Raw genomic sequence first — 24,135 nt, forward strand, 5'->3', positions numbered from 1 at the left:
AAATAACCGGCTCGCCCGATTCATTTGGCTCGTTTTCGCTTTGCTCACACGATCTATCCTTATTCGTTGAAATTTGTATCGGAATAAGGCTTTTATGATAGGTAGCCTTGAACCTTCAGCAACTCGGCTGTGAGAACAGCACCGCCAGCAGCACCACGAATCGTGTTATGGTGCAGTCCTATGAACCGGATATCAAACACATTGCATCTGCGCAACCTACCTACGCTCACCGACATTGCCTTATCAGATTCACGGTCTTTTTGAGGTTGAGGGCGATCCGTTTCCCCACGATAAATGATTGGCCGTTTTGGAGCAAAGGGCAACTCAAGATATTGGGGAGTGGCACGAAACCCACGCCAAATATCCACTATCTCATCAAGTTTTGGTTTAAAATTACCAAACTCCAAACTGACACATGCTGTGTGACCGTGTGTTACTGCAACTCGATTGCAATGAGCTGATATTTTTATGGATGCCCTCTGTGACAATATAAGTGAGACACTTACCCCTTGATAAATTAGTGTAGGGCGGGTAAGGCAATACTTATATGAAACCGATAAAAATGAACCCACTACCAGAGTCCGAAAAACAGGCAGCCCCCAAGGAGGCACCAATGGAAGGAGCCCATAGGGCGACTGGAATTGGAGCCTCCTTGGGGGGACAGAATTCAATCCCTGATCCTGAAGTTCCTGAGAAAAAGCCCCGGCGTAATTTCACTGCTTCTTATAAACTGCGTATTCTCCAAGAGGTTGAAAACTGCAATGAATCCGGAGGCATAGGTAGGACACTTCGAAGAAAGGGCCTCTATTCTTCAAATTTAGCCGATTGGCGCAAAGCCCGGAATAAAGGACTTCTCAACGCCATGGCACCTCGAAAGCGAGGGAGGAAATCCAAAGAGAAGAACCCATTGGCAACAGAGGTCGCCAGACTTCAAAAAGAAAAATCTAAATTAGAGCATAAGTTAAAACAGGCGGAACTCATCATTGAAGCCCAAAAAAAAATTTCTCAGATCCTGGGAATCCAACAAAATCTGGACGACCTCAAAGGAGACGACTGATGAATGCCGCCCTAACGTTAAGTCACGATCTTGGGAAAAAGCCTTCATGTGAGGCTTTCGGTGTCCCTCGCTCATCTTTTTATAGGTTTTATTCTCCGAAAAAACAGGTGAAATCAAAGCGGGGCAGCTCTCCTCTTTCTTTGAATCCTGATGAACAACAAACGGTTTTGGATATTCTTCACTCGGACACGTATCGAGACCAGGCCCCATACCAGGTCTATGCCTCTCTTCTTGATAAAGGAAAATACTATTGCTCCATCAGAACGATGTATCGGCTTCTTCACAAAGAACATGGTTCTGTGCCGGAACGAAGACGGCAGGTAAATCGCCCGAAATATAAAAAACCTGAATTGCTGGCAACAGGACCGAATCAGGTCTGGTCCTGGGATATTACCAAGTTGAAAAGTGTCACAAAATGGACTTATTTCTATCTGTATGTAATCATGGATATTTTCAGCAGGTATGTTGTCGGCTGGATGGTCGCCCATAGGGAACAAACAGCATTGGCCAAAAGGCTTATTGAGAAGTCCTGTGAAAACCAAAATATATTACCCGGTCAGCTTGGACTTCATGCAGATCGGGGAGCCAGTATGAAATCCAAAGGGGTTGCCCAACTTCTTGTCGATTTAGGGGTAACCAAAACCCACAGCAGACCGCACGTCAGCAATGATAACCCTTACTCTGAAGCTCAGTTTAAAACATTGAAATATTGTCCAAAATTTCCAAATCATTTTGGTTCGATCGAGGATACAAGAGCCTTCTGCCAGGATTTCTTTGGATACTACAATAAAGAGCATTACCATTCTGGTATTGGCCTGGTAACCCCGGAACAGTTTCATTATGGCATTGCTAAAGAGATTTATGGGTCTCGCTGTAGAACTTTGAAAGAGGCGTTTATTAAAAACCCAATACGCTTTAAGGGGAAAATCCCTCGGCCACCAGCTTTACCAGAAGCAGCCTGGATCAACAAACCGGAACAGGAAGAGAAGGATAAGATTGGAGCCTAATTTTAGGCATAAAATGTCTCATTGTCATTGACACATTCCGCTGAAAGAAAAGGCACAGATTCAAAACAGTCCTGTTTCAGGTTTTTTAACGCCAACTAATGATTGCCCTCCCTGGAAATTTGACATGCTAACCCACGGTATCAGATCATATACCTGGCTACTCAGTGGCAAAGATTATTTTATAAAAGTATTTAATTCCTTAAAACCTGCCCAACGGCCCAATATTACCATTGAAATCCGATCAGAAACCCTGGGCGCATTCCCATTTTCCCGGTTTTAAAAAGGCCTGTCTTTTAGAGCAAAAAGAATGATATCCTCTGTTACGCTGAAATGAACATAAATGGATTGTGCTAATGAAGAAAGCTGAAGATTGTAATACTGTTGATGAAGTCCTTGCATGCCTCAAAGAACTGGAAGAAGATCCAAATCGCTTGGTTCGTAACGCTAACGAATTAGAACAGATGGAGCAGGAAATCCTTGAGTATACAAATCGGATAAGCGCCTTTTTTTTAAAAAAAAGATCCAGGCCTCAGTAGATTCCTCTGAACAGGTCGACCAAGAAAAAGAATTGATGTCCAATTGGCCGGGACGGATGAAAAGCGAAGGGCTTGAGACCGTTTGGATTCAGCTTTGTACAGATAGTTCGGTTGATATTCATGTTCGATACTATCGAAGGTCCTGTGACCGCCGAAAAGGAAAAAGATATAAAGGTGCATACGCTGGCTTAATCCTTCTTGGAATCCATGATCGCTGCTCGCCTGCTTTGGCTTCTATGGTGAGTTCTTGGTCAGCCTTATTAAGTTCTTTTGAAGAAGTCCGTCAAGTGCTTTGTGACCGTGGGATGACGTTGGGTATAAAGGTCATCCGTAAACTGACCTATCGGTACGCAGAGCGGGCTCGAGCCGAACAACAAGCGGGCCGAATCCCATTAAATGATAGAGATTTACTTGAAGGGCGGCGAGTCGTTATCAGCACTGATGGTGGCCGCACTCGGCTCAGAGAGAAGAAAAGGGGACCAAAAACCCAAAAGGATAGAACCCGATTTCGTGGGGCATGGCGAGAACCCAAGCTTTTGATCATTTATGTAGTGGACGCCCATGGAAAACAAGAAAAAAGCTTTTCACCATTTATTGATGGCTGTTTCAATGGACCGGATGGTGTATTCCACTTGTTAAAGGGTTATTTGAACTCCCTTCATATTCAGAACTCAGACAAAATACTGTTTGTTGCAGATGGGGCACATTGGATTTGGAATCGAATCCCCGGACTGCTAAAAGCATTGGGTTTGGCTCCTGAGCGTGTGTATGAACTTCTCGATTTCTACCATGCAGTTGAGCATCTGGGTACAGTAGCAGGCTTAAGGAAGACCTGGTCATCCAAGGAACGCAAACGCTGGGTATCGAAGCAGCGAGGTCTTCTGCTGAAGGGAAAGGCGATTGAGGTGGTACAGGCCGTCCAGAAGCTTTGTAGAGGCAGAAACAGTAAGGCTATCAAGACGGAACGGGATTATTTTGTGCGCAATGAACTGAGGCTTAATTTCTCAACTGTAAAAGCGTTGAACTTACCTATTGGCAGCGGTGCTATTGAAAGTTCGATTCGGAGAGTCGTGAATTTACGTCTTAAAGGTCCATGCATCTTTTGGTATCGGGAGAATGCAGAAAAAATGATTATGCTGCGATCATTTTATAAAGCAGGGCGTTGGAACTGCCTGAAGCAGATGGCAAACATGCACAATCCAGTGCCAGCAGTATAACCGGGAAAATGGGAATGCGCCCGAAACCCTTTGTGCAAACGGGCCAATTCGCTCGGTAGAATATATCTTTGATGTGCTTGAAGGTGTGGGCATTGATATTCTTGAGGTAAAAACAAGCCGGATTGATCTTTGTCTGGACGTCCTTTTAGATTCAAAATTATGGACACCGGCTTTAAAAGATTAAACTTCAACAACAGCCAAATTAAAACATACCTGGGATTATGGATTTGATTTTACCGGCCTCACCATTGGCAAATGGCCATATCAGCGCCCGCCTATATGACAAGGTAAAAGAAATCAGTCAAAAATCAAAAAAGTTCTGGATGTATGGTATCTGGGGAATCCCCGAAAATTCCCTCCCGGAAAACAAACGGATTATCCGGGTAGAGTTCCAGCTCAAAAGAGAAGTCATTAAACAACTGATCAATTGCGAAATTTTCATCACTCTTGAATACCTTGATCAAATTTGGGCCTATTGCTCCCAAGACTGGTTAAAATTCTAAGACAACCCAGGAGAACATCATTCAAAACGAAATACTTTTGATTGGTGGGTTACAATTCAAAATGGATTTATGGGTATTCAGTCCCCTACCCCTTTTGTACGAACCAAGGCCAGAAAACAGGATAAAAAACAGCTCTGCGCACAGATCTACGGCCTTTTAACATCGCTTCATGCTATTTCCCTGGAAGAACAAAAGGCCCAAGACAATATCCCTGCTGACCATGACAGTATTTTATTCAATTATATAGATACACTCAGAACGGCAAAAGATGAAAAGCTCTCTATCCCGGAAATCGTTACAAGGGATACAGAAAAAAAACGGGCCAGGTATCACAACATCAAATGACCGACAAAAAGGGCTTGCACGAGATCCGTAGGAGGCTACTGCCCCTCGGATCTCGGTGACCCCTTTTTGCCAGGTCTTTTTATTTTGTGGATAAGTAGAGAACCTATAACGATCACGCCTAATGATTATGAAACCCGAATTTGTTGACATACAAGACCAAACCAAGATAATGACAGTAGAAAAGGTCGCTCATTATCTTCATAAAAGCAATAGCTGGGTTTATAAAAACTGGAAGATCCTGGGCGGAAGGAAACTCGGAGGTTCTCTATTTTTTCCAAATAAGGAGGATCTCTATGAGTGTATATTTAAGACAGAAAAAAGGATGGAGGTACGATTTCACCCGAAAAGGGATTCGGTTTACCGAGTCGGGTTTCAAAACCAAACGGGAAGCAAAGCAAGCCGAAGCGCAAAAACGGGAAAAACTGGACAGCCCGATAATTCAAAAGGATGGGCAGACAATCCCAACCGACATGGCATTCTTGGATCTGGTCAATAAACGGCTGGATTATATGCAGGCATATAATTCCCAACGCCATTACCAAGACCATACCTATCTTGCCAGACGCTGGGTAAAACAATGGGGGAAATTTCATTGCAGTCAAATCAGCCTGGAAATGGTTGAACACTATCTTTTGAAACGGAAACGGGCAACATCGGGGATTACAGCAAATAAGGATCTCAGAAATTTAAGAGCATTATTTAATTTTGGTCTGCATCCCAAACGCAAATGGATACAAGCCAACCCTACAACAGGCATTGATTTTTTCCCTGTTGAAAAACGAATTAGATATGTTCCCCCCAAAGAAGATGTTTTAAAGGTCATCTTGGCAGCCGATAAGGACACCCAGGATTATTTATGGACTATCTTTCATACCATGGGCAGAATGACTGAGATTAACCGCCTGACCTGGCAGGATATCAATTTTGAAGAGCAATGCCTTATCCTGTATACCAGAAAGAAAAAAGGCGGTCACTTAACGCCCCGTAAAGTACCCATGACCGAAAAGCTATTTGATGTTTTATCCTATCGGTACAAGTCTCGTGATAAAAGGAAACCCTGGGTATTCTGGCACCGGTATTGGAGTAGAAAAGCCAAAGAATGGATAGAAGGCCCTTTCATTGATCGCAAGTCCATAATGAAAAGCCTTTGCAAAAAAGCCGGTGTTAAATATTTCAGGTATCATGCCTTGCGACACTGCGGTGCTTCACTGCTCGATAATGCCAATGTCCCGATTGGGTCAATTCAAAGGTTTCTGGGTCATGAGAACAGACAGACCACGGAAATTTACCTTCATTCAATTGGTAACTCGGAAAGGGAACAGATTAGAGTGTTAGACATGGATTATGAAAAAGTCTCACCCCAAATAAAAAAGCTCCTGGGGTAAAACCCCAAGAGCCTTGATATCAATGGTACGCCTGACAGGATTCGAACCTGTGGCCTACGGATTAGAAGTCCGTTGCTCTATCCAGCTGAGCTACAGGCGCAAACAAGAGACTCTTTTACCAAAAAGAGATGGTTTTGTCCACAAAAAAATAATGACCATCTGATAATTTTCAAAATATATTGCTTTTAAGAAAACTGTGATAATGGTATACTTACTTTTTAATTCAACTTAAGGTTCTTTGAATGAAAAAAACAGCTGACCAGAACAACTCCAAGAAAAATAAGCGACTGACCAAAAAAGATTTCCTGGTGCCTGCCAAATCAAGGACAACCAATACAAAGGCCCTGGTGAAATCCGATCCCATTCAAAGCTACCTCAATGAGATCAACCGGTACAAGCTTTTGACCCGGGATCAGGAAGTGGAACTGGGCAAACGGATCCAGGAAGAAGGGGACCAGGAAGCCGCCTATATCATGACCACCTCCAACCTGCGGCTGGTGGTGAAAATTGCCCTGGAATTTCAGCGGATCTGGATGCAGAACCTTCTGGACCTTATCCAGGAGGGCAATATCGGCCTTGTCCAGGCGGTTAAAAAATTCAACCCCTATAAGAATGTCAAATTTTCCTATTATGCCTCGTTCTGGATCAAGGCCTATATATTAAAGTTTATCATGGACAATTGGCGGATGGTGAAAATCGGCACCACCCAGGGCCAGAGAAAATTATTCTTCAGGCTGAAAAAAGAAAAGGCAAGGCTGATTGAACAGGGATTTGATCCCAAGCCAAAGCTTTTATCCGAGCGGCTGGGCGTCTCTGAAAAAGAGGTGGTGGAAATGGACCAGCGCCTGGCCAACTGGGATCTGTCTTTGGACGAACCTCTGAAAAATGATTCCAATACCGAGCGAATTGAATTTATCAATGTGGAAACCGACTCCTCCGAGGACCGGGTGGCCAAAAAAGAAATCGAAGATATTCTACATGCCAAGGTGGCTGAATTCAAAAAGACCCTGAATGAAAGGGAGTTGGATATTTTTGACAGGAGAATCTTTTCCGATTCACCCCAGACCCTTCAGGAAATCGGAGAAATTTACTCTATCTCCAGAGAGCGGGTCAGACAGATTGAAAATAATATTCTTAAAAAAATGAAGGCCTATTTTAAAAAAGACATGCCGGATTTTGACATGTACGATCATACCCAATAACAGCGATACAATTGTGCACAAAAGGTGACGTGTTCATGAAAAAAACCAGTCTCTGGATTTTGATATCAATCCTACCTCTTTTTTTGTCCAACGGGTGTGTCCAGGGCACGGCAACGACATCGCCCCAGGGCCAGGACAGCTTAAGTGCAGGCCCTGACGGATTTCAATCTGACCCGGATGAGAATCTGACAGCCCCGTATTTTTATCTGATTGCCAGAACCCATGTAAACAAGGGCAACCTGGATCTTGCAGAACGAGCCCTTGAGACTGCCATTAAAAAGGACGAGGCATCTTCCTTTCTCAAACGCGAACTCATCCGCATCCTTCAGGCCCGTAAAAAAACAGACCAGGCCATGGCCTTGGCAGAAGCACTTGCCCAAGCAGCCCCGGATGATGTGGAAAATCTTTTACTTTTGGCCAGGCTGAAAAAGGGCAATGACCCGGAGTTGTCCACTATTCTCAAGCAGATCCTGAAAATAGATCCTGAAAACAAAGAGACCTTTTTACGTCTTGGCAAAATTTACATGGATATGGAAAACGTGACCGAGGCCCTGTCTCTGTTCAAAAAGATGGTCAAGGTCTTTCCAGACTATTATGTGGCAAGATTTTATCTGGGAGAGGCCCTGCTCATGACCGGACAGCCGGCCAAGGCGGAACAGGCCTTTTTAGAAACCTTGGAATTGGAACCCGAACTTGTGGAGCCCAGGTTCAAACTCATTGACATCTACCAGACCACAGATCCCAAAAAATACCAGAAAAAAATCATAGACAATTTTCATATGGTTCTGGAAACAGAGCCGGGCAATGAACGTGCGGCCCTTGAGCTGGCCCTGTTCCACTATAAAGCCCAGAACATGAAAAAGGCAGATCCTTTGTTTACCCAGATGGGCCAGGAACTCAAGGAAAATCCAAGACTGGTCATGACTGCAGTGGATATCTTAATTACCCGGAAACGGTATGAAGATGCCGTGATCGTCTTTTCCCAGCTTCGCCAGGCAGACCCGGCAAATACCAACCTTAATTTTTTCCTGGGCATGGCCCATGAGGCTTTGGACCATAAGGATCAGGCCATTGAATACTATCTCAAGGTGACCCCGGATCATCCCCAATATAAAAAAACCATTTTAAGCATTGCCTTTTTATACCGGGATAAGGGCAATATAGACGAGGCATTGCAGTTCCTCGAGCAGCACCACCAGCAGAGCCCTGCAGATATTGACATCCTTTCCTACCTGGCCTCTTTTTATGAAGATGCCGCCCGGTACAATACAGCCATGACCCTGCTTCAAAGGGGGTTAAAAACCAGTCCGGACAACACCACCCTGCTGTTCAAGCTCGGGGCGATCCAGGACAAGGCAGGGCTTCGCCAGGACTGCATCAAAACCATGAAATCCCTGATCCGGCTGGACCCGGAACATGCCAGCGCCTTAAATTACCTGGGGTATACCTATGCGGAAATGGGCATCCTTTTGGATGAAGCCCTGGACCTTGTAAAGCGGGCCATGAAAATCAGGCCGGATGACGGATATATCACCGACAGCTTAGGCTGGGTCTATTACCAGAAAAAAGAGTATGAACAGGCCGTTGTCTACCTTGAAAAAGCGGCACGGATTTCAAATTTTGAAACCATTATTGCAGCGCATCTAGGCGATGCCTATGAAAAAACAGGCAAATTAAAAAAAGCCATGACCGCCTATCAACAGGCCCTGGCAAATGCAAAAAAAGATCAGCAAGAACAGGTTAAAGCCATCAAGGAAAAGATCAAACGCCTTGAAAAACGGGCAGATGAATAAGCCGAGGATTAAGGGATCTTCCCGGTTTATACTACTGGAACTCTTATGCCTGGCACTCCTTGGGGCAGGTCTTTCAGGATGCGCTTCAATCTCATCTTCTCCCCGGCCTGCCCCGGACCAGCACGCCATGAACCAGGTTTTAAAGGCCAGGTCCCAAAACGCCCAGGTCACCACGTCCAAAGGCATTGGCCGGCTGACCCTGAACAACGGCACCCAAAAAGAACAATTTAAAATGGCCTGGGCAGCCCAGGCTCCGAACCGCCTTCGCCTGACCCTGCTGTTGTCGGGCCATCTCTTTGAAACCATTGCCGCCTCAGGCAACTGGGTCAGCTTTGTTTCCCATACCGGAAGGCACAAACGCCACTCTGCCGTGTCCACGGACCCGGATTTGGCCCCCTATATCCAAATCCCCATGCGGCTTTCCCAGATGATTGCCCTACTTTTGGGCCGGGTTCCGGTCCGGGAGGCTGACAGGGCCTGGATATCGGAAAAGAATCCAGACCTCATTCTTGCCGGTAAATCATTTTTCTCAACCCTCCAGAGCATTGAGTTCAACCGTCAAGGACAGGTATCAGAATACAGGCTGATGGACAAGGAGAAACACCTGATTTTCGGCATCCGTTACAAAGACTACACCCCGCAAAAAGGCGTGCTTATGCCAAGTGCGATCCTGATCTATGACCCCTCGGGCAGAACCATTGAGATCGCCCTGCCCCGGATAATTCCCAATGCACCGGTAAAAGAATCCATGTTCAGGTTGACTATTCCCGGATCATGATCATTATGTAAGAGGATTTTTATTAATACCATATCTCATAAGGAGAAACATATATCATGATTCACGACAATCCAGAACAGGCAAAACAAAGTAAGGGCTGCCCCTCCCAGGGCGGTGGAAACGACCGGGCCCAAAAACAGCAGGAACAAGAGGCCATGATCAAATCCAACCTGGCCAAAATCAAACACAAGGTCTTTGTCCTTTCCGGCAAAGGCGGGGTGGGCAAAAGCTCTGTTTCTGCCAATCTGGCCGCAAGCCTCTCCCAAAAAGGGTATAAAACAGGACTGATGGATGTGGATGTTCACGGTCCTTCCATTGCCGGAATGTTCGGCATGACCGAGCTTCTGGACATCAGCCCGGACCAGCATCTGCTCATGCCCAAACAGATCAATGAAAACCTGAAAGTGGTATCGGTCCAGGCCCTGATGCAGGACAAGGACCAGGCCATTATCTGGCGGGGCCCTGCCAAAACCGGCATGATCCAGCAGTTTGTGGGATCTGTGGAATGGGGAGAACTTGATTTTCTGGTCATTGACGCCCCTCCGGGAACCGGTGACGAGCCTCTGACCGTTGTACAGACCATCCCCGAAGCCCAGGGCGTGATTGTGACCACCCCCCAGGAAGTGGCCCTGGCAGACATTAGAAAATCCATCTCCTTTTGCAAAACCGTTAAAATGAAAACCCTGGGCATTGTTGAAAATATGTCAGGGTTTACCTGCCCCCACTGCAACGAGCACATTGACCTGTTCAAAAACGGTGGCGGAGAAAGAACGGCCAAGGCCCAGGGCTTAAATTTTCTGGGATCGATCCCCTTTGACACCCGGGTGGTGGACTCGGGTGACAATGGTGTGCCCCTGATGATGGAAAAGGCTGAAACCGATTTTACCAAAGCCTTTGCAAAAATCGTGGACAATATCCTTGAACAATTATAGCATTTTGGGATGATCCCGGACACTTCAGCCAGGGCACTCAAGGCCCGCCTCGACCAGAGGGAAGAAATCTCCTTTGGTGCCCTGGCCTGTTTTTCCCATGCCGCTGTCCGGCGGCACCCGGAACCTCGTTCCAAGACCGAGTACCGCCTGGCGTTTTCCGCAGACGCAGACCGAATTCTTAACTCCATGGCCTATACAAGGTACTCGGATAAAACCCAAGTTTTTTCCCTGATCAACAATGACCACCTCACCCACAGGGTCCTCCATGTCCAGATGGTGGCAAGGGTGGCCAGGACCATTGGCCGATATCTGGGCCTGAACACCGATTTAATCGAAGCCTCAAGCCTGGGGCATGATATCGGTCACCCCCCCTTCGGCCATGACGGGGAACGGTTTTTATCCAGGCTGACCTTGGCCTGCGGGGCTGGAAAATTTTTCCACAACCTCCAGTCCATCCAGTTTCTGGACCGGATTGAACGAAGGGGAAACGGATGGAACCTGAGCCTCCAGACCATGGATGCCATTCTCTGCCACAACGGGGAAACCCACACGGCCAGGCTCACCCCCGAACCCAGAACCCGGTTTCATGATTTTGACGCCCTTGTCAGGGATCTCAAAAACGGGAACCGAACAGACCCGATTCCCATGACCATGGAAGGATGCGTGGTCCGCATGGCAGACACCATCTCCTATATCGGCCGTGACCTGGAAGATGCCATCCGTCTCAAGCTCATCACCCGGGACCAATTGCCCGGGGAATGCAAATCCCTTTTAGGCCAGACCCAGGGCAGCATTGTATTCAACCTGGTCACCGACTTGATCCAGACCAGCCTTGACCAGGACTTTATCGGTTTTTCCCCCAAAGTCTCCAATACCTTAAAAATTCTGAAAACCTTCAACTACCGCCATATATACAAAAACCCGGCCATTAAAAAGCACCTGACCAGTATTGAAGATATTTTCAAGCATCTCTTTGAGAGCTACCTTGAGGATATTGACAAAGAAAACCGTGAATCCGTGATCTTTACCGAATTTCTCCAGGGCATGGATGAACAGTATAAAACAAGTCATAAACCCGGGGAAATTGTCAGGGACTTTATCTCGGGCATGACAGATTCCTATTTTATCCGCCAGGCCCCGGCGCATCTCAGGCCGGATACCATTGACCATGTGTGAGGCAGATCATGTTTGACAATAGAAAAACATACCGCCGATGCCACGGGAAAAAAGGGCTGACCGCCTTTACAATCACGGTCAAAGAGACCAACCTTAATATCCAGGCCCAAACAAATCTGACAGATACTGCCCTGAGGTCAATTTTAAAGTACAGGCAGCATATTGAAGCCCATATTGCCCAATATCCCGAGTTTGCCCAAAGCCTTGCCCCTTTAAAGGATCCCGGGCCTGCACCGGCCATCGTCAATGAAATGATTCACGCCGGTAACATTGCCGGTGTCGGCCCCATGGCTGGTGTGGCAGGGGCAGTGGCTGAATTTACAGGCAAAGATCTTCTGGAATTTTCGCCTGAGGTGGTGGTGGAAAACGGAGGGGATATCTTTGTAAAATCCGACTCTGAAATGGTGTTTACCATCTACGCAGGCCAAAGTCCTTTGAGCATGAAAACAGGGATCCTTGTGGCCCAGCGACACACCCCCTTTGCCATGTGCACCTCGTCGGGCACCATCGGCCATTCCAAAAGCTTTGGCCGGGCAGATGCTGCCTGTGTGCTGGCAGACTCCTGCGCCCTGGCCGATGCCGCAGCCACGGCCATAGGCAACCAGGTCAGCAGCCCCAAAAAAATCGAAGCTGCCATCGCAACCGGCCGTACCATGGAAGGGGTCCAGGGCATCGCTATCATTGCAGGCAAGCAGATCGGACTCTGGGGGGACTTAAAACTGGTCCGGATCCCGTGACTTTCGCCCAAACAAGAACATAAACACAGGGCTAAACCCTAGTAAAGCCCCCCCACCTTTTCTTCCACTGCCCTGACAATTTGTCCAGAGCAAAGCAAGGCCTTGACCTTGGCAATATCCCGGGACAATTGGCGGTCTTCTTTCATATAATCCACCTGGGTGCGGATGGCCTCATAGGCGGCCATGGTGCCTTTGCCGGCCTTGAGGTTGGTAAAAAGGTCAATGGCCTGGGCCCCGCAGAGCAGTTCAATGGCAATGACCTGTTCGACATTTTCAACAATATCCCGGCATTTTCTTGCGGCCACCGCCCCCATGGAGACATCGTCTTCCTTGTTGGCCGAGGTGGGGATGGAATCCACAGAGGCTGGATGGGCAATCACCTTATTTTCAGAGACCAGGGAGGCGGCCGCATACTGGGCAATCATGAATCCTGAGTTCAACCCCCCGTCTTCCACGAGAAAGGCGGGCAGGCCGGAGAGCTGGGGATTGACCAGGCGCTCGATCCTCCGCTCTGAAATATTGGCCAGTTCGGCGATGGCAATCCCGAGAAAATCGCAAGCCAGGGCCAAAGGCTGACCATGGAAGTTCCCCCCGGACAAAAACTCCCCGGATTCAGGGAAAATCAAAGGATTTTCAGTCGAAGAATTCATTTCCACCCGTATGACCCGGTCCACATAGGCAAAGGCATCCCAGGATGCCCCGTGGACCTGGGGAGAACACCTCAGGGTATAGGCATCCTGAACCCTGGAGCAATCATGGTGTGAAGAGATGATCTCGGAATTTTCAGTGACCTTGAGCATGTTCTGGGCCGCCTTGATCTGGCCTGAATGGGGTCTTGCCTGGTGAATCCTGGGATCAAAGGCGCTCCTTGTGCCCATGAGGGTTCAAGGGTCATGGAGGCGGCAATGTCCGCATGTTTGCAGACATTCAAGGCATCCTAGGGCAATCATGAACTGGGTGCCGTTGATCAGGGCCAGGGCCAGGTGGGCCATGGGCACAAGATCTCCCGAAGCCCCCACAGAGCCTTTTTCGGGCACCAGGGGGATGATGCCCGAATTGAGCACCTGGGCCAGGGTTTCAATGGTTTCAAGGCGCAGGCCTGAATTTCCCCGGCAAAAATCATTGATCCGCAGGGCCATCATGGCCCTGACCACATCATCATCCATGGGAGCGCCCATGCCGGCAGCATGGGACAGCAAAATTTTTTTCTGCAGCTTTTGGGTATCTTCATAGGAGATGGTTACATCGGAAAGCGCACCAAATCCCGTGGTCACCCCGTAAATTCGTTCTCCTTTTTTCACCCAGTTGTCCACCAGGTCCCTGGCCTTTTGAGGACGAAGAAACCGCAACCGTTTCCCCTTTTCTGGCAATGGTCACCAATTGTTCAAGCTGAAAACTTTTTCCGTCTAATTGAATCATGCGCCCCACCTTCCCTCGCTTAATGTATCAGGCTTATCTTCATTTATCATCGTTTGAACCGGCCCTTGAGTGTAAACCGGCTGCCCGGAGACACCAGGCGTGAATAGGTGGCAACCCTGTCAAAGGACCAGGTCCTCCGGGTCAGACAAAGACAGGGCTCTTGTGGCCCGATCTCCAGGGTCTGCCTGAGATCCGGATCCGGCTGAACCGCTTCAATCACATGTTCAGCTTCCTGGAGCGGGGCGATTTCCAGCAGATAATCACTGGGGGTAATCTGGGTAAAGTCCTGTTCCAGATAAAGGGGGGCCACCTTTGGATTGACATACCGCTCTGAATACTGAACAGGTACGCCTCTGTCCAGGTGCAGAAGAATTGAATGAAACACCTTGTCCCCGGATTCAAGCTTCATCTTACCGGCAATCTCAGGCCCCAAAGATTTTGATTCCAAAGCCAGAATCCGGGCGCAGTGCTCCCCGCCCCATTCTTTGATCTCTCGTGCAATACTCTTGATTTCAAAAAGAGAGGCTTCGGGCTTGGGCCTTGCCACAAAGGTGCCCACCCCCTGAACCCTTAAAATCCGGTTCTCTTCGGTCAATTCCTTCAACGCCCGGTTCGCCGTCATTCTTGATGCATTAAAGGTCTTTGCCAGTTGAGTCTCAGAAGGGATTCGATCATCTGGTTTTAATTTTCCGGATTCAATATCCTTGATCACGCTTTGTTTGATTCTTTCATACAGGGCAAAACTTCGTTCAGGTTTTATCATTTAATTTGCAATCTCCGGGGTTTTTGGCCAGCCCCTGGTTTATTTTATCTGCTTGACTTCACTTCTATACTTGTATAGACAAGTACTATAAAATCAATGGATAAATGTCAACACTATATAATAAAGGTGTCAAGCACCATGAAGGAGAAAAAAAGTGACTTCATCCAAAGGCCGTGACCAGGGCTCCTGGGACCTGTTATTCATCCATGCCAACCTGGCCTGCATGACAGATGCCAAATACACGACGATTAAAAACGGGGCACTGGCCGTTTCAGGCGATAAAATTGCCTGGATTGGCCGAACAGATGAATTAAACAAAGAGATATCTGACCTGGCAGACCAGGTGATTGACTGCAGGGGCAAATGGATACTTCCCGGATTTGTTGACTGCCATACCCATTTAATCTGGGCAGGATCCAGGTCCACTGAATTTGAAATGCGGCTGGCAGGCAAGACCTACGAACAGATCGCCTCCCAGGGCGGGGGAATATTTTCTACGGTAAATGCCGTGCGCAAAGCGTCCCAAACCCAGTTGTTTGATACTGCTGCCAAACGGGTCCAATATTTTTTAACCCAGGGCATCACCTGTGTGGAAATCAAATCCGGGTACGGACTGGATCTTGAAAATGAGCTTAAAATGCTGGCCGTGGCCCGGCGGCTCGGCCGGGAACTGCCCGTTCATGTTGAGCCCACATTTTTAGGGGCCCATGCCCTGCCCCCTGAATTTTCAGGCAGGTCCGACGATTATGTGGATCTTGTAACAGAGACCATGCTGCCCTGTGTCAAGGATCAGAACATTGCAACGGCAGTGGATGTGTTCTGCGAAACCATTGCCTTTTCCAAAGACCAGACCCGCACCCTGTTCAGCAAGGCCCGTGATCTCGGGTTCAGGGTCAAACTTCATGCAGAGCAGCTTTCAGACAACAAGGGCGCACAATTGGCCTCAGAATTTGAGGCGCTCTCCTGTGATCATTTGGAATACCTCTCCCTGGACGGGGTCAGGGCCATGGCCCGGAAAAATGTTGTGGCCGTTCTTCTGCCAGGAGCCTTTTATATGTTAAAAGAGACCCAAACACCTCCCATTGACCTTTTAAGGCAGTATGGGGTGCCCATGGCGCTGGCCACAGACCTTAACCCTGGCACAAGCCCCGTGTTCAGCATGGCTCCGGTCATCAACATGGGCTGCCTGCTCTTTGGCATGACCTGTGAAGAGGCCGTTGCCAGGGCCACCATCAACGGGGCAAAGGCATTGGGACTGGACTCAAAAAAAGGGAGTTTGGAAATTGGAAAGGATGCTGACCTTGTGGTCTGGGATATTGATTCTCCTGCCGATTTAGCCTACCTTATCGGCCGGGCGCCGGTAAATATGGTGGCTGTTTCAGGTAAAATCGAGTATAAGGCAAAATCCTGTTAACCCTTAATCCCAATTGCCCTCCAGGGTATGCACCCTTGGGGGAAACCCGGGCCGCCTGGATCTCCCTGGATCTGGCAGCAGCGGCCCTTATCTTCTGGTGCCTTGTGATCCCGTCCACCACTCTTTTTTTCAACAGCCTTGCCATTGGAACCCTTTTGGCTGCAGTTGCAGTCTCCCTGGTCTCTTTTTTCCCGGGCACGCCTTTAAGAAAAACACCCACGGCCCTGTATGATGAACGGGACACCATGTTTGCCAGGAACAATATCCAGCATTATCCCGACCTCATGGAGGCCTATTATACCCTGCGGCCTGAAAATTATTCCAAAGACAAGCAGATTCACAACAAACCCGAATTCGGTGACCGCAGCCAGCGTTTTCACGATGACTATGCCGCCCCCTGCTATGGGGCAGCCTTTGACTACCTGGAAAAAACCATCCCCTTGTCCCAGGGAGAACCTGCCCCTGAAAAAAAACAGGTCAACCCAGATGCGTTTAACCATGCCCTCAAAGAGATGATCCTCTTTTACGGGGGGTGTGATATGGGCGTCATCCGCCTTTGCCCCTATCATTTTTACACGCACAAGGGGCGGCATGAAAAAAACTGGGGAGAAAAAACAGACCAGAGGTTTACCACGGCCATTGTTATTGTGGTGCCCATGCGGGTTGAGATGATCAAACAGGCCCCGACCTCAACGGTGATCCAGGAATCCGCCCAAAAATACGTGGAAGCCGATAAAATTTCCAATATCATGGCCGGGTATCTCCGGCAGTTCGGGTATGGTGCCCGTGCCCACAACGATGCCAACTATGAAACCCTCTGCGTTCCCCTGGCCGTGATCACAACCGATCTGGATCTGCCCGTCACCCGCCCTGGCAAAAATATGCACATGGCAAATTTTTGCCTCATCTGTAAAAAATGTGCGGACAACTGCCCGTCCGGCTCCATCACCCACGGGCCCGAACCCGAATCCAGAGGGTTCCGGCATTGGACCATTGACCAGGAACGCTGCTTTTCATATTGGAAAACCATTGGATCTGACTGCGGCATGTGCATTTCAGTCTGCCCCTATACCAAACCCAACACCCTGATCCACAAACTGGTCAGATTCTATATTTCCAGAAACGGGATCAACCAGCGCCTGGCACTGCTCATGGACGATCTTTTATACGGACGGAAAAAAATTATACCCAAGACAAACCCAAAAAAAATTTTCAGGTGTTAAAAAATATAAAAAACCGCTTCCCTCCCTGGCCCATGAGTCCTATAATCACCCCTGTTGGCGTGTATTCAACCAGAGGAAAAATATGAGAATTTATGCCATTGCCGATATTCACGGCAAGCAGACCCATATTAAAAGCATTTATTCGGTGATCAAGGCCTTTGATCCGGACCTTGTTGTAGCGGCCGGGGATTTGACCCATTTTTTAAACTTTCGGACCTGCCTGGCCCAGCTGGACAGTCTGCCCGTAAAGGTTTTAGCCGTCCGGGGCAACACGGACTTAAAACGGATTAACTCCCACATAGACCGGGCCTCCAACATGACAACCCTCACCCATATCCCCTTAAAAATAAAAGATTTTTCCTTTGTGGGTGCAGGCGGAACATGGGTGCTGCCCTTTGCCTCCCGCATCTGCCTTAGGGAAAGGCAGAAACTTGCCGCCTTTGCCTCTCCCATGACCTTGGAAACCATCATGGTGGTCCATCCCCCGCCCAAAGGAATCTGCGACCGGGTGGGAAAAAGGTTCAGTGCAGGAAGTAAAAACATTAAAAATTTTATTCAAAAGGCCTGTCCCGGCCTTGTGATCTGCGGTCACATCCATGAGGATCCGGGATGGGCGCGACTGGGAAAAACAATTGTGGTCAACTGCAGCATGGGAAAAACCTGTGCCGGTGCCATCATTGACCTTGAACAAGGGATTGAGCCCAAGGTGACGCTAGTGCATCCGGACAGGATCTGACCTTGTTTTAAGGCCGACATAATTAAATTGATAAAGGAAAACAAGATGTGCGAATCCAATGTATATTTAAAGCAGGGAGATCAGGAAAAACTGATCATGGAAAATGTAGCGGCCATTACACCGGCAGAACCGGGCAAATTTATTCTCAAAGGACTTTTAGGGGAACAAATGGAAATTACCGGGATCATCCATGACATTAACCTCATGGGGCATAAAATTATCCTGAAATCCGTATAATGCAAAATTTTTCAAACTATCTTAAGGCCATTGCCCAGGCCAACGCTATTGGTGTGCCATCTTGCCCCCAGGCGCTTGAACCCTCCCAGGATTGTCCGGACCAAGAGCCCTTTCAGCCTTCCGGGATCGCATGGATTTTCCATCCCGGCATGCTCCAGGACAGCCCGGACAAATGGTGGGCGGATTTTAAATTTCGAAAGACCCTTCACGAGGGTATTGATATCTGCTTTTACAAAACAAAAACCAAACTCAAAGCCCTTAAACCCGGATCTAAGGTGCCGGCCATGGCCCACGGCATTCTTTTAAATATTTCCTGCGACCTGCTGGGCCATAGCATGGCAGTCTCCTATCCATATGCCCCATCTGTCCATTGTTCAGACAAAGCCAAAAATTGCCAAGAATATTTTCCGGTGCTGGTCTATTCACACCTGGACCCAAACCCCAAATTAAAACCCGGAGACAAGATTGCCAAAGGCCAGCTCATCGGACACACCTTTGATACAAGGACCATCAAATCAAAGCTGTTGTCCCACCTTCACCTGTCCTGTCTTCTCATTCCAAAGACGACCCCGGACAGGGCCATGGACTGGACTCTTTTTTCAGACCGGGAAAAGGTGGGGTATATTAATCCGGTTTTTCTATAAAGAAATCCGGGCAAACCCTTTTGGGACAAGAACCCGGGATTCATTATCTTCAGGGTGTAAACCCAAAAGAAGAATTGAAAAAATTAAAAATTTGATCTATGATCACCTTCAATTTGAAACGCAGTTGAAAAACTTAGACGGAGAGGATGAATGAAGACAATTAAATTCCTATTTTTTCTTATTATTCTGGGCCTTTTAGGCCTGCTTGTGTACCAGAACCAGGAGTATTTTCTTGCAACCTACCCATTGCACATTGATTTTAAAATATCCTCTTGGCAATACACGGCCATCCCACTTGCAAACATCGCCTATTGGGGAATTTGCCTTGGTCTCGGACTTTTAATCACAGGGCTTCGGGGCCTTTTTACTGCATTTCGCCTGGGGCGTGAAGTAAAAGAAAAAAATACCCGGATCGACCTGCTCAAAGGAGAGATCAACACCCTGAAAACAGAACTGGATGTTTACATCCATGATCCCTATATTAAAAAGCATTTAGAAAACCAGGCCGCCAGCCTCCAGGACGCACCTGAAAACGCAGCCGCCGAAAACGCGGAAGCGAAGGAAGAGGTCCAGGCGTAACCTTATAGACCATCCATGACCAAGAAAAAACAAACGCCCATGATGGCCCAGTTCCTGGCCATTAAAGAAATCCACCAGGACGCCATACTCTTTTACCGGATGGGGGATTTCTATGAGATGTTCCTGGAAGATGCCGTCAAGGCAGCCCATATTCTGGAAATTGCCCTGACATCCAGAAATAAAAACGATTCAGACCCCATCCCCATGTGCGGGGTTCCGTATAAGGCTGCGGATACCTATATTGCAAAGCTTATTGAAAGCGGATGCAAGGTGGCCATCTGCGAACAGGTGGAAGATCCGTCCCAGGCCAAGGGGCTGGTCAAACGAGAGGTGGTCAGGGTCATCACCCCGGGAATGATTCTCAACGAATCTTTACTGGACAAGGGATCCAATAATTTTCTGGTGGCCCTGTCCAGGGTCAGGGACCATGCAGGACTTGCCTGTCTGGATATTTCAACGGGCAGTTTCACCACCTGCCAGGTGAACCGCTCTTCAGGACCGCTCCCCTTGGCCCTGATCGACGAGGCCCTGAAACTTGCCCCAGGGGAAATCCTTCTGCCGGAAAGCTTTAAAAACGACCCCAGTTACGCGCAGGTCAGACAGGCCTTTTCCCATCTTCAGATCACCTATATTGACAGCCGGGCCTTTGACCTGGAAGAGGCTAAAAAACAGCTCGTCGAAAAATTTGCCACCCGCAGCCTTGAAGGATTCGGTATTGAACGCATGCCGGCGGCCATCTGCGCTGCAGGAGCGGTCATGTCCTATGTGGGGGAAACCCAGATGCAGGACACCCGGCATATTTTTAAAATCAGCCCCTATGATCTTAAGGATTTTCTGGTCATAGACGATAGGTCCTGCAAAAATCTGGAGCTGCTTTCAAACATCCAGACCCAGGATACCAAAGGCACCCTGATCCATATCCTGGATAAGACCGTCACAGCCATGGGCAAGCGCTTGATCAAAAAATGGATCCGGTATCCCCTGGTGGACAAAGAGAAGATCTGTGAGCGGCTGGACAGCCTGGATGAATTTTTAAATGCCCCGCAAATTCACCAGTCCATTACCAGCCGGTTGAAATCCGTATATGACCTGGAGCGCCTGGGCAGTAAAATTGCCATGGGCCAGGGCAATGCCAGGGACATGATCTCTCTTAAAAATTCACTTGCCCACATTCCGGATCTGATCCGGGATTTATCCCAATTCACCCATCCCATGCTCAACGGCAGCCGGATCAATGACCCTCAGGAGCTGATTGACCGCTTGGGCCAGCTTACCCGTCTCATTGAATCGGCCATCAGGGAGGATGCTGTCCATCTCCTCAACGAGGGCAATCTCATCAATGACGGGTATGACCCAGAACTTGACGAGCTTTTGGCCATTACCCGGGACGGTAAATCCTGGATCGCCAAGACCGAGGCCCGGGAAAAAGAAAAAACAAAACTCTCCTCGTTAAAAATCAAATACAACAAGGTCTTTGGGTATTTTATCGAAGTGTCCAGGGCCCAATCCGCCCAGGTGCCGGATCACTATATCCGTAAACAGACCCTGGTCAATGCCGAACGCTTCATCACCCAGGAGATGAAAGAGGTGGAAACCACCATTTTCAACGCCCAGGACCGCAGAAACACCCTTGAGTACGAAATTTTCTGCAAGGTCAGGGATGATGTGACCAAAGAGGCCAAAGCCATTCTGACCATGGCTGAATTTATTGCCCGGATTGATGTACTCCAGGGGCTTGCCAGGGCTGCCGTGGAAAATGGATATGTAAAGCCTGAAATCAATGAAAATGATGCCATCACCATCAAAGAGGGCCGGCATCCTGTGGTTGAAAAACTCATCCAGGGAGAGCGCTATGTTCCCAATTCCATTGCCATGGACAATGAGGCAAACCAGCTTTACCTGATTACAGGCCCCAATATGGCCGGTAAATCCACCGTCCTTCGCCAGGTGGCCCTTACGGTGCTCATGGCCCAGATGGGCTCTTTTGTTCCGGCCCAAAGCGCCTCTGTCTGCATCACGGACCGCATTTTCACCCGGGTGGGCGCTCTGGACAATTTAAGCTCCGGACAGAGTACCTTTATGGTGGAAATGGAAGAGACGGCCAATATTGTGAATAATGCCACAAAAAACAGCCTGATTATCCTGGATGAAATCGGCAGGGGCACCTCCACCTATGATGGGATGAGCATTGCCTGGGCAGTGGCGGAGTATCTCCACGATCTTCAGGGTAAAGGGGTAAAAACCCTCTTTGCCACCCACTACCATGAGCTGATACGATTGGAAAAGACAAAACCCAGGATTAAAAATTATAATATTGCGGTTAAAGAATTCAAGGATAATATTATATTTTTGCGCAGGCTTGTGCCCGGGGGAACCAACAAAAGCTACGGTATCCAGGTGGCAAGGCTTGCCGGGGTGCCCGACCCGATCATTGATCTTGCCAAAGCCGTGCTTGCTGAGGTTGAACAAGAACAGCCCCGGGTAGTTGAACCCATTCTTCCGGTAAAAACGAAAAAAAAGGCGAAAAAGGCAACCAACAAAGCGCAGATGGACTTGTTCGGTCCTTCAAATTCAGAACTCAAAGAGATGCTGGACCAGGTGGATATTGCCATGATGACCCCCCTTGATGCCTTGAACTTTCTCAACAAACTCAAGCAAAAGGCCTGTTCATGAAAAAAGCCTGGCACCATATTGTCCTTTTGCTTGTCCTGATGGGATTTTGCTCCCTCGTCGTTGGGCACAAGGCCGTGGCAGGCCCTGCCAAGTCCAAATACCTGTCAGCAGATGGCTGCATCAAGCGGGTTAAAAAATCTCCTGTTGAACGCCAGAAAATTTCTTCATGGCTCAGGTGCATTAACCGATACAAGGATGTATACCAGCTTTATCCCGAAGATTCCTGGGCACCGGCAGGCATGTTCAAGGCAGGAGAACTCTATCACCAGCTTTACCGGCAGTCGGGCAGCATGGCCTATGAGGACAGGGCCCTTGAACTATTGACGCGGATTACTAAAAAATATCCCCAAAGCGCCTACAGCGGCAGGGCTAGAATCCTGAAAAAATCCATTGGTAAAAAACCATCCCCAGCAATCAAAACCTTGACGTCCAAAAAGGCAAAAACAAGGGATGACAGGGCCATTGCCCTTTACCAAAAAGAACTCAAGTCAAAACTTCGAACCAAGCATGCCAAACCGGTCCAGGCCAAATCCCCTGAAAAGAAAAGACCCGATCCCCTGCCCCTGGCAAGGCCTAAAAATATCCCGGTTCCTCTTCCTTTGCCCAAAACAGACACCCGGGTGACCGGCTTAAGGTTCTGGTCAAACCCGGAGTATACCAGAATCGTTGTCAACGCCGAAGGAGAAAGGCCCTATGCCCACAGGCTCCTGAAAAAAGATCCAAAGCTGAACAAACCCTTTCAGCGGCTCTACGTGGACATTGAAAAGGCAAGGCTTGGCAACAATGTATCCGAACACACACCCATTAACGATAATTTACTCAAACAGGCCAGGGCAGGACAATATAAGCCCCACACCGTCAGGGTGGTGGTGGATATAAAGGCCTTTGAAAACTATAAAATATTTTCATTGAAAGATCCTTTCCGAATTGTCATAGATGTCTGGGGGAAAAACGGACAATCTGCGCCCATGGACCAGATGCAGACCGCCTTGAATACAAAAGCCCTACCGGAAAAACAAGACCGGGTGACCACGGACAATCTTAAATCCTCGGACATTGCAAGACAGCTGGCCCTTGGGGTCAGAAAGATTGTTATTGACCCTGGACACGGGGGCAAGGACCCTGGGGCGCCCGGCTATATCAAAGGGTTCTGGGAAAAGGATATTGTACTCAAACTATCCAAAAACCTGGCAGAAAAACTGCGCAAGCGGCTCAACTGCGAAGTGCTGCTCACAAGGACATCGGACAAAAAACTCACCCTTGAAGAACGCACCGCCATTGCCAACACCCAAAGGGCAGACCTGTTTATTTCCATGCATTGTAATGCCGCCCGAAACAAACGGCTGGCCGGTATCGAGACCTATATCCTCAACCTTGCAACCGATGACCAGGCCATTGCCGTTGCTGCCAGGGAAAATGCCACATCTGAAAAAAATATCTCAGACCTGGAATATATTCTGAGCGATCTGATGAAACATGCAAAAATCGAAGAATCCACCCGACTGGCCAATGATGTTCACAAATCAATGGTAAAGGGAATGAAGAAAAAACATTCAAAGATCAACGATCTTGGGGTAAAACAGGCTCCCTTTTACGTTCTTTTAGGGGCCAGGATGCCCTCTATTCTCATTGAATCCTCCTTTATCTCCAATAAAACAGAATGCAAGCGGCTCATGACCCAATCCTTTAGGGATGATATCTGCAACGCCATCACCGACGGGGTTGAAAAATATATCAATGCCACAAACCCAAAACATCTATAATCTATTAATAAGGAGA

The 24,135-nt window shown here is 48.2% G+C and carries 21 protein-coding genes, 1 tRNA gene and 1 pseudogene; 19 read left to right on the forward strand and 4 right to left on the reverse strand.

Annotated features, from left to right (window positions below):
* Positions 1-92: 92 nt before the first annotated feature.
* Positions 93-671, reverse strand: a complete 579-nt coding sequence (locus HUN05_18755; GenBank protein ID WDP86911.1) for a hypothetical protein — start codon at positions 669-671, stop codon at positions 93-95.
* Between HUN05_18755 and HUN05_18760 the strand changes: the two genes are divergently transcribed.
* From HUN05_18760 to HUN05_18780, 5 genes are all read left to right on the forward strand, one after another.
* Positions 614-2,064 (forward strand): IS3 family transposase gene (locus HUN05_18760; protein WDP86912.1). Its coding sequence is split into 2 segments (ribosomal slippage): positions 614-1,001 and positions 1,001-2,064, totalling 1,452 coding nucleotides; the frame shifts between segments, so codons are not numbered across the junction. The two genes, HUN05_18755 and HUN05_18760, sit on opposite strands and share 58 nt — an antisense overlap.
* 353 nt (positions 2,065-2,417) lie before the next feature.
* Positions 2,418-2,600 carry a hypothetical protein gene (locus tag HUN05_18765; protein WDP86913.1) on the forward strand — a complete coding sequence of 61 codons (183 nt, stop codon included), beginning with the start codon at positions 2,418-2,420 and terminating at the stop codon, positions 2,598-2,600.
* Positions 2,601-2,656: 56 nt separating this feature from the next.
* Positions 2,657-3,817, forward strand: coding sequence for a hypothetical protein (locus tag HUN05_18770; protein WDP86914.1), 1,161 nt, complete (start codon positions 2,657-2,659; stop codon positions 3,815-3,817).
* Between the two features lie 572 nt (positions 3,818-4,389).
* Positions 4,390-4,665, forward strand: coding sequence for a hypothetical protein (locus HUN05_18775; GenBank protein WDP86915.1), 276 nt, complete (start codon positions 4,390-4,392; stop codon positions 4,663-4,665).
* A gap of 293 nt (positions 4,666-4,958) precedes the next feature.
* Positions 4,959-6,050, forward strand: a complete 1,092-nt coding sequence (locus HUN05_18780; protein WDP86916.1) for a site-specific integrase — start codon at positions 4,959-4,961, stop codon at positions 6,048-6,050.
* A 23-nt stretch (positions 6,051-6,073) separates the two neighbouring features.
* Here HUN05_18780 and HUN05_18785 read toward each other — a convergent pair.
* Positions 6,074-6,150, reverse strand: a tRNA-Arg gene (locus HUN05_18785).
* Positions 6,151-6,292: 142 nt separating this feature from the next.
* On the opposite strand from HUN05_18785, the gene HUN05_18790 reads away from it, so the two are divergent.
* From HUN05_18790 to HUN05_18815, 6 genes are all read left to right on the forward strand, one after another.
* Positions 6,293-7,252, forward strand: coding sequence for an RNA polymerase factor sigma-32 (locus HUN05_18790; protein ID WDP86917.1), 960 nt, complete (start codon positions 6,293-6,295; stop codon positions 7,250-7,252).
* Positions 7,253-7,287: 35 nt separating this feature from the next.
* Positions 7,288-9,045 (forward strand): tetratricopeptide repeat protein, encoded by a 1,758-nt coding sequence (locus HUN05_18795; GenBank protein WDP86918.1) that lies wholly within the window; start codon positions 7,288-7,290, stop codon positions 9,043-9,045.
* 127 nt (positions 9,046-9,172) lie between these two features.
* Positions 9,173-9,823, forward strand: coding sequence for a DUF4292 domain-containing protein (locus HUN05_18800; protein WDP86919.1), 651 nt, complete (start codon positions 9,173-9,175; stop codon positions 9,821-9,823).
* A 56-nt stretch (positions 9,824-9,879) separates the two neighbouring features.
* Entirely contained in the window at positions 9,880-10,755 is an 876-nt protein-coding gene (locus tag HUN05_18805; protein ID WDP86920.1) for an Mrp/NBP35 family ATP-binding protein, read from the forward strand.
* A gap of 9 nt (positions 10,756-10,764) precedes the next feature.
* On the forward strand, positions 10,765-11,931 hold the full coding sequence (locus tag HUN05_18810) for an HD domain-containing protein (protein ID WDP86921.1): 1,167 nt from the start codon (positions 10,765-10,767) through the stop codon (positions 11,929-11,931).
* A gap of 8 nt (positions 11,932-11,939) precedes the next feature.
* Positions 11,940-12,668 carry a UPF0280 family protein gene (locus tag HUN05_18815; GenBank protein WDP86922.1) on the forward strand — a complete coding sequence of 243 codons (729 nt, stop codon included), beginning with the start codon at positions 11,940-11,942 and terminating at the stop codon, positions 12,666-12,668.
* A gap of 38 nt (positions 12,669-12,706) precedes the next feature.
* Here HUN05_18815 and HUN05_18820 read toward each other — a convergent pair.
* Together HUN05_18820 and hutC are read right to left on the reverse strand one after the other, a co-directional pair.
* Positions 12,707-14,087 (reverse strand): annotated as a pseudogene (locus HUN05_18820) (histidine ammonia-lyase).
* Between the two features lie 46 nt (positions 14,088-14,133).
* Positions 14,134-14,850, reverse strand: a complete 717-nt coding sequence (gene hutC / locus HUN05_18825) for a histidine utilization repressor (GenBank protein WDP86923.1) — start codon at positions 14,848-14,850, stop codon at positions 14,134-14,136.
* 223 nt (positions 14,851-15,073) lie between these two features.
* Between hutC and HUN05_18830 the strand changes: the two genes are divergently transcribed.
* From HUN05_18830 to HUN05_18865, 8 genes are all read left to right on the forward strand, one after another.
* A complete protein-coding gene (locus tag HUN05_18830; protein WDP88140.1) occupies positions 15,074-16,264 on the forward strand; it encodes an imidazolonepropionase in 1,191 nt (396 codons plus the stop codon).
* Between the two features lie 35 nt (positions 16,265-16,299).
* Positions 16,300-17,487: a 4Fe-4S dicluster domain-containing protein gene (locus tag HUN05_18835; GenBank protein ID WDP86924.1), complete on the forward strand. Its 1,188-nt coding sequence runs from the start codon at positions 16,300-16,302 to the stop codon at positions 17,485-17,487.
* Between the two features lie 82 nt (positions 17,488-17,569).
* Positions 17,570-18,223 (forward strand): metallophosphoesterase family protein, encoded by a 654-nt coding sequence (locus tag HUN05_18840; protein WDP86925.1) that lies wholly within the window; start codon positions 17,570-17,572, stop codon positions 18,221-18,223.
* Between the two features lie 45 nt (positions 18,224-18,268).
* On the forward strand, positions 18,269-18,460 hold the full coding sequence (locus HUN05_18845) for a CooT family nickel-binding protein (protein WDP86926.1): 192 nt from the start codon (positions 18,269-18,271) through the stop codon (positions 18,458-18,460).
* Positions 18,460-19,104 carry a hypothetical protein gene (locus HUN05_18850; protein ID WDP86927.1) on the forward strand — a complete coding sequence of 215 codons (645 nt, stop codon included), beginning with the start codon at positions 18,460-18,462 and terminating at the stop codon, positions 19,102-19,104. The genes HUN05_18845 and HUN05_18850 overlap by 1 nt, the downstream gene beginning before the upstream one ends.
* A gap of 150 nt (positions 19,105-19,254) precedes the next feature.
* A complete protein-coding gene (locus HUN05_18855; protein WDP86928.1) occupies positions 19,255-19,683 on the forward strand; it encodes a hypothetical protein in 429 nt (142 codons plus the stop codon).
* A 15-nt stretch (positions 19,684-19,698) separates the two neighbouring features.
* Positions 19,699-22,356 carry a DNA mismatch repair protein MutS gene (gene mutS, locus HUN05_18860; protein WDP86929.1) on the forward strand — a complete coding sequence of 886 codons (2,658 nt, stop codon included), beginning with the start codon at positions 19,699-19,701 and terminating at the stop codon, positions 22,354-22,356.
* On the forward strand, positions 22,353-24,119 hold the full coding sequence (locus HUN05_18865; protein ID WDP86930.1) for an N-acetylmuramoyl-L-alanine amidase: 1,767 nt from the start codon (positions 22,353-22,355) through the stop codon (positions 24,117-24,119). The genes mutS and HUN05_18865 overlap by 4 nt, the downstream gene beginning before the upstream one ends.
* Positions 24,120-24,135: the final 16 nt, after the last annotated feature.

The sequence above is a fragment of the Desulfobacter sp. genome, assembly GCA_028768545.1.
Taxonomy (GTDB): Bacteria; Desulfobacterota; Desulfobacteria; order Desulfobacterales; family Desulfobacteraceae; genus Desulfobacter.

Coding starts and splice junctions, on each gene's coding strand:
- HUN05_18795 (WDP86918.1), top strand. CDS start 7,288: ATGAAAAAAACCAGTCTCTGGATTTTGATATCAATCCTACCTCTTTTT.
- mutS (WDP86929.1), top strand. CDS start 19,699: ATGACCAAGAAAAAACAAACGCCCATGATGGCCCAGTTCCTGGCCATT.
- HUN05_18775 (WDP86915.1), top strand. CDS start 4,390: ATGGGTATTCAGTCCCCTACCCCTTTTGTACGAACCAAGGCCAGAAAA.
- HUN05_18845 (WDP86926.1), top strand. CDS start 18,269: ATGTGCGAATCCAATGTATATTTAAAGCAGGGAGATCAGGAAAAACTG.
- HUN05_18765 (WDP86913.1), top strand. CDS start 2,418: ATGAAGAAAGCTGAAGATTGTAATACTGTTGATGAAGTCCTTGCATGC.
- HUN05_18830 (WDP88140.1), top strand. CDS start 15,074: ATGACAGATGCCAAATACACGACGATTAAAAACGGGGCACTGGCCGTT.
- HUN05_18850 (WDP86927.1), top strand. CDS start 18,460: ATGCAAAATTTTTCAAACTATCTTAAGGCCATTGCCCAGGCCAACGCT.
- HUN05_18810 (WDP86921.1), top strand. CDS start 10,765: ATGATCCCGGACACTTCAGCCAGGGCACTCAAGGCCCGCCTCGACCAG.
- HUN05_18790 (WDP86917.1), top strand. CDS start 6,293: ATGAAAAAAACAGCTGACCAGAACAACTCCAAGAAAAATAAGCGACTG.
- hutC (WDP86923.1), bottom strand. CDS start 14,850: ATGATAAAACCTGAACGAAGTTTTGCCCTGTATGAAAGAATCAAACAA.
- HUN05_18800 (WDP86919.1), top strand. CDS start 9,173: ATGAACCAGGTTTTAAAGGCCAGGTCCCAAAACGCCCAGGTCACCACG.
- HUN05_18840 (WDP86925.1), top strand. CDS start 17,570: ATGAGAATTTATGCCATTGCCGATATTCACGGCAAGCAGACCCATATT.
- HUN05_18855 (WDP86928.1), top strand. CDS start 19,255: ATGAAGACAATTAAATTCCTATTTTTTCTTATTATTCTGGGCCTTTTA.
- HUN05_18770 (WDP86914.1), top strand. CDS start 2,657: ATGAAAAGCGAAGGGCTTGAGACCGTTTGGATTCAGCTTTGTACAGAT.
- HUN05_18865 (WDP86930.1), top strand. CDS start 22,353: ATGAAAAAAGCCTGGCACCATATTGTCCTTTTGCTTGTCCTGATGGGA.
- HUN05_18805 (WDP86920.1), top strand. CDS start 9,880: ATGATTCACGACAATCCAGAACAGGCAAAACAAAGTAAGGGCTGCCCC.
- HUN05_18815 (WDP86922.1), top strand. CDS start 11,940: ATGTTTGACAATAGAAAAACATACCGCCGATGCCACGGGAAAAAAGGG.
- HUN05_18780 (WDP86916.1), top strand. CDS start 4,959: ATGAGTGTATATTTAAGACAGAAAAAAGGATGGAGGTACGATTTCACC.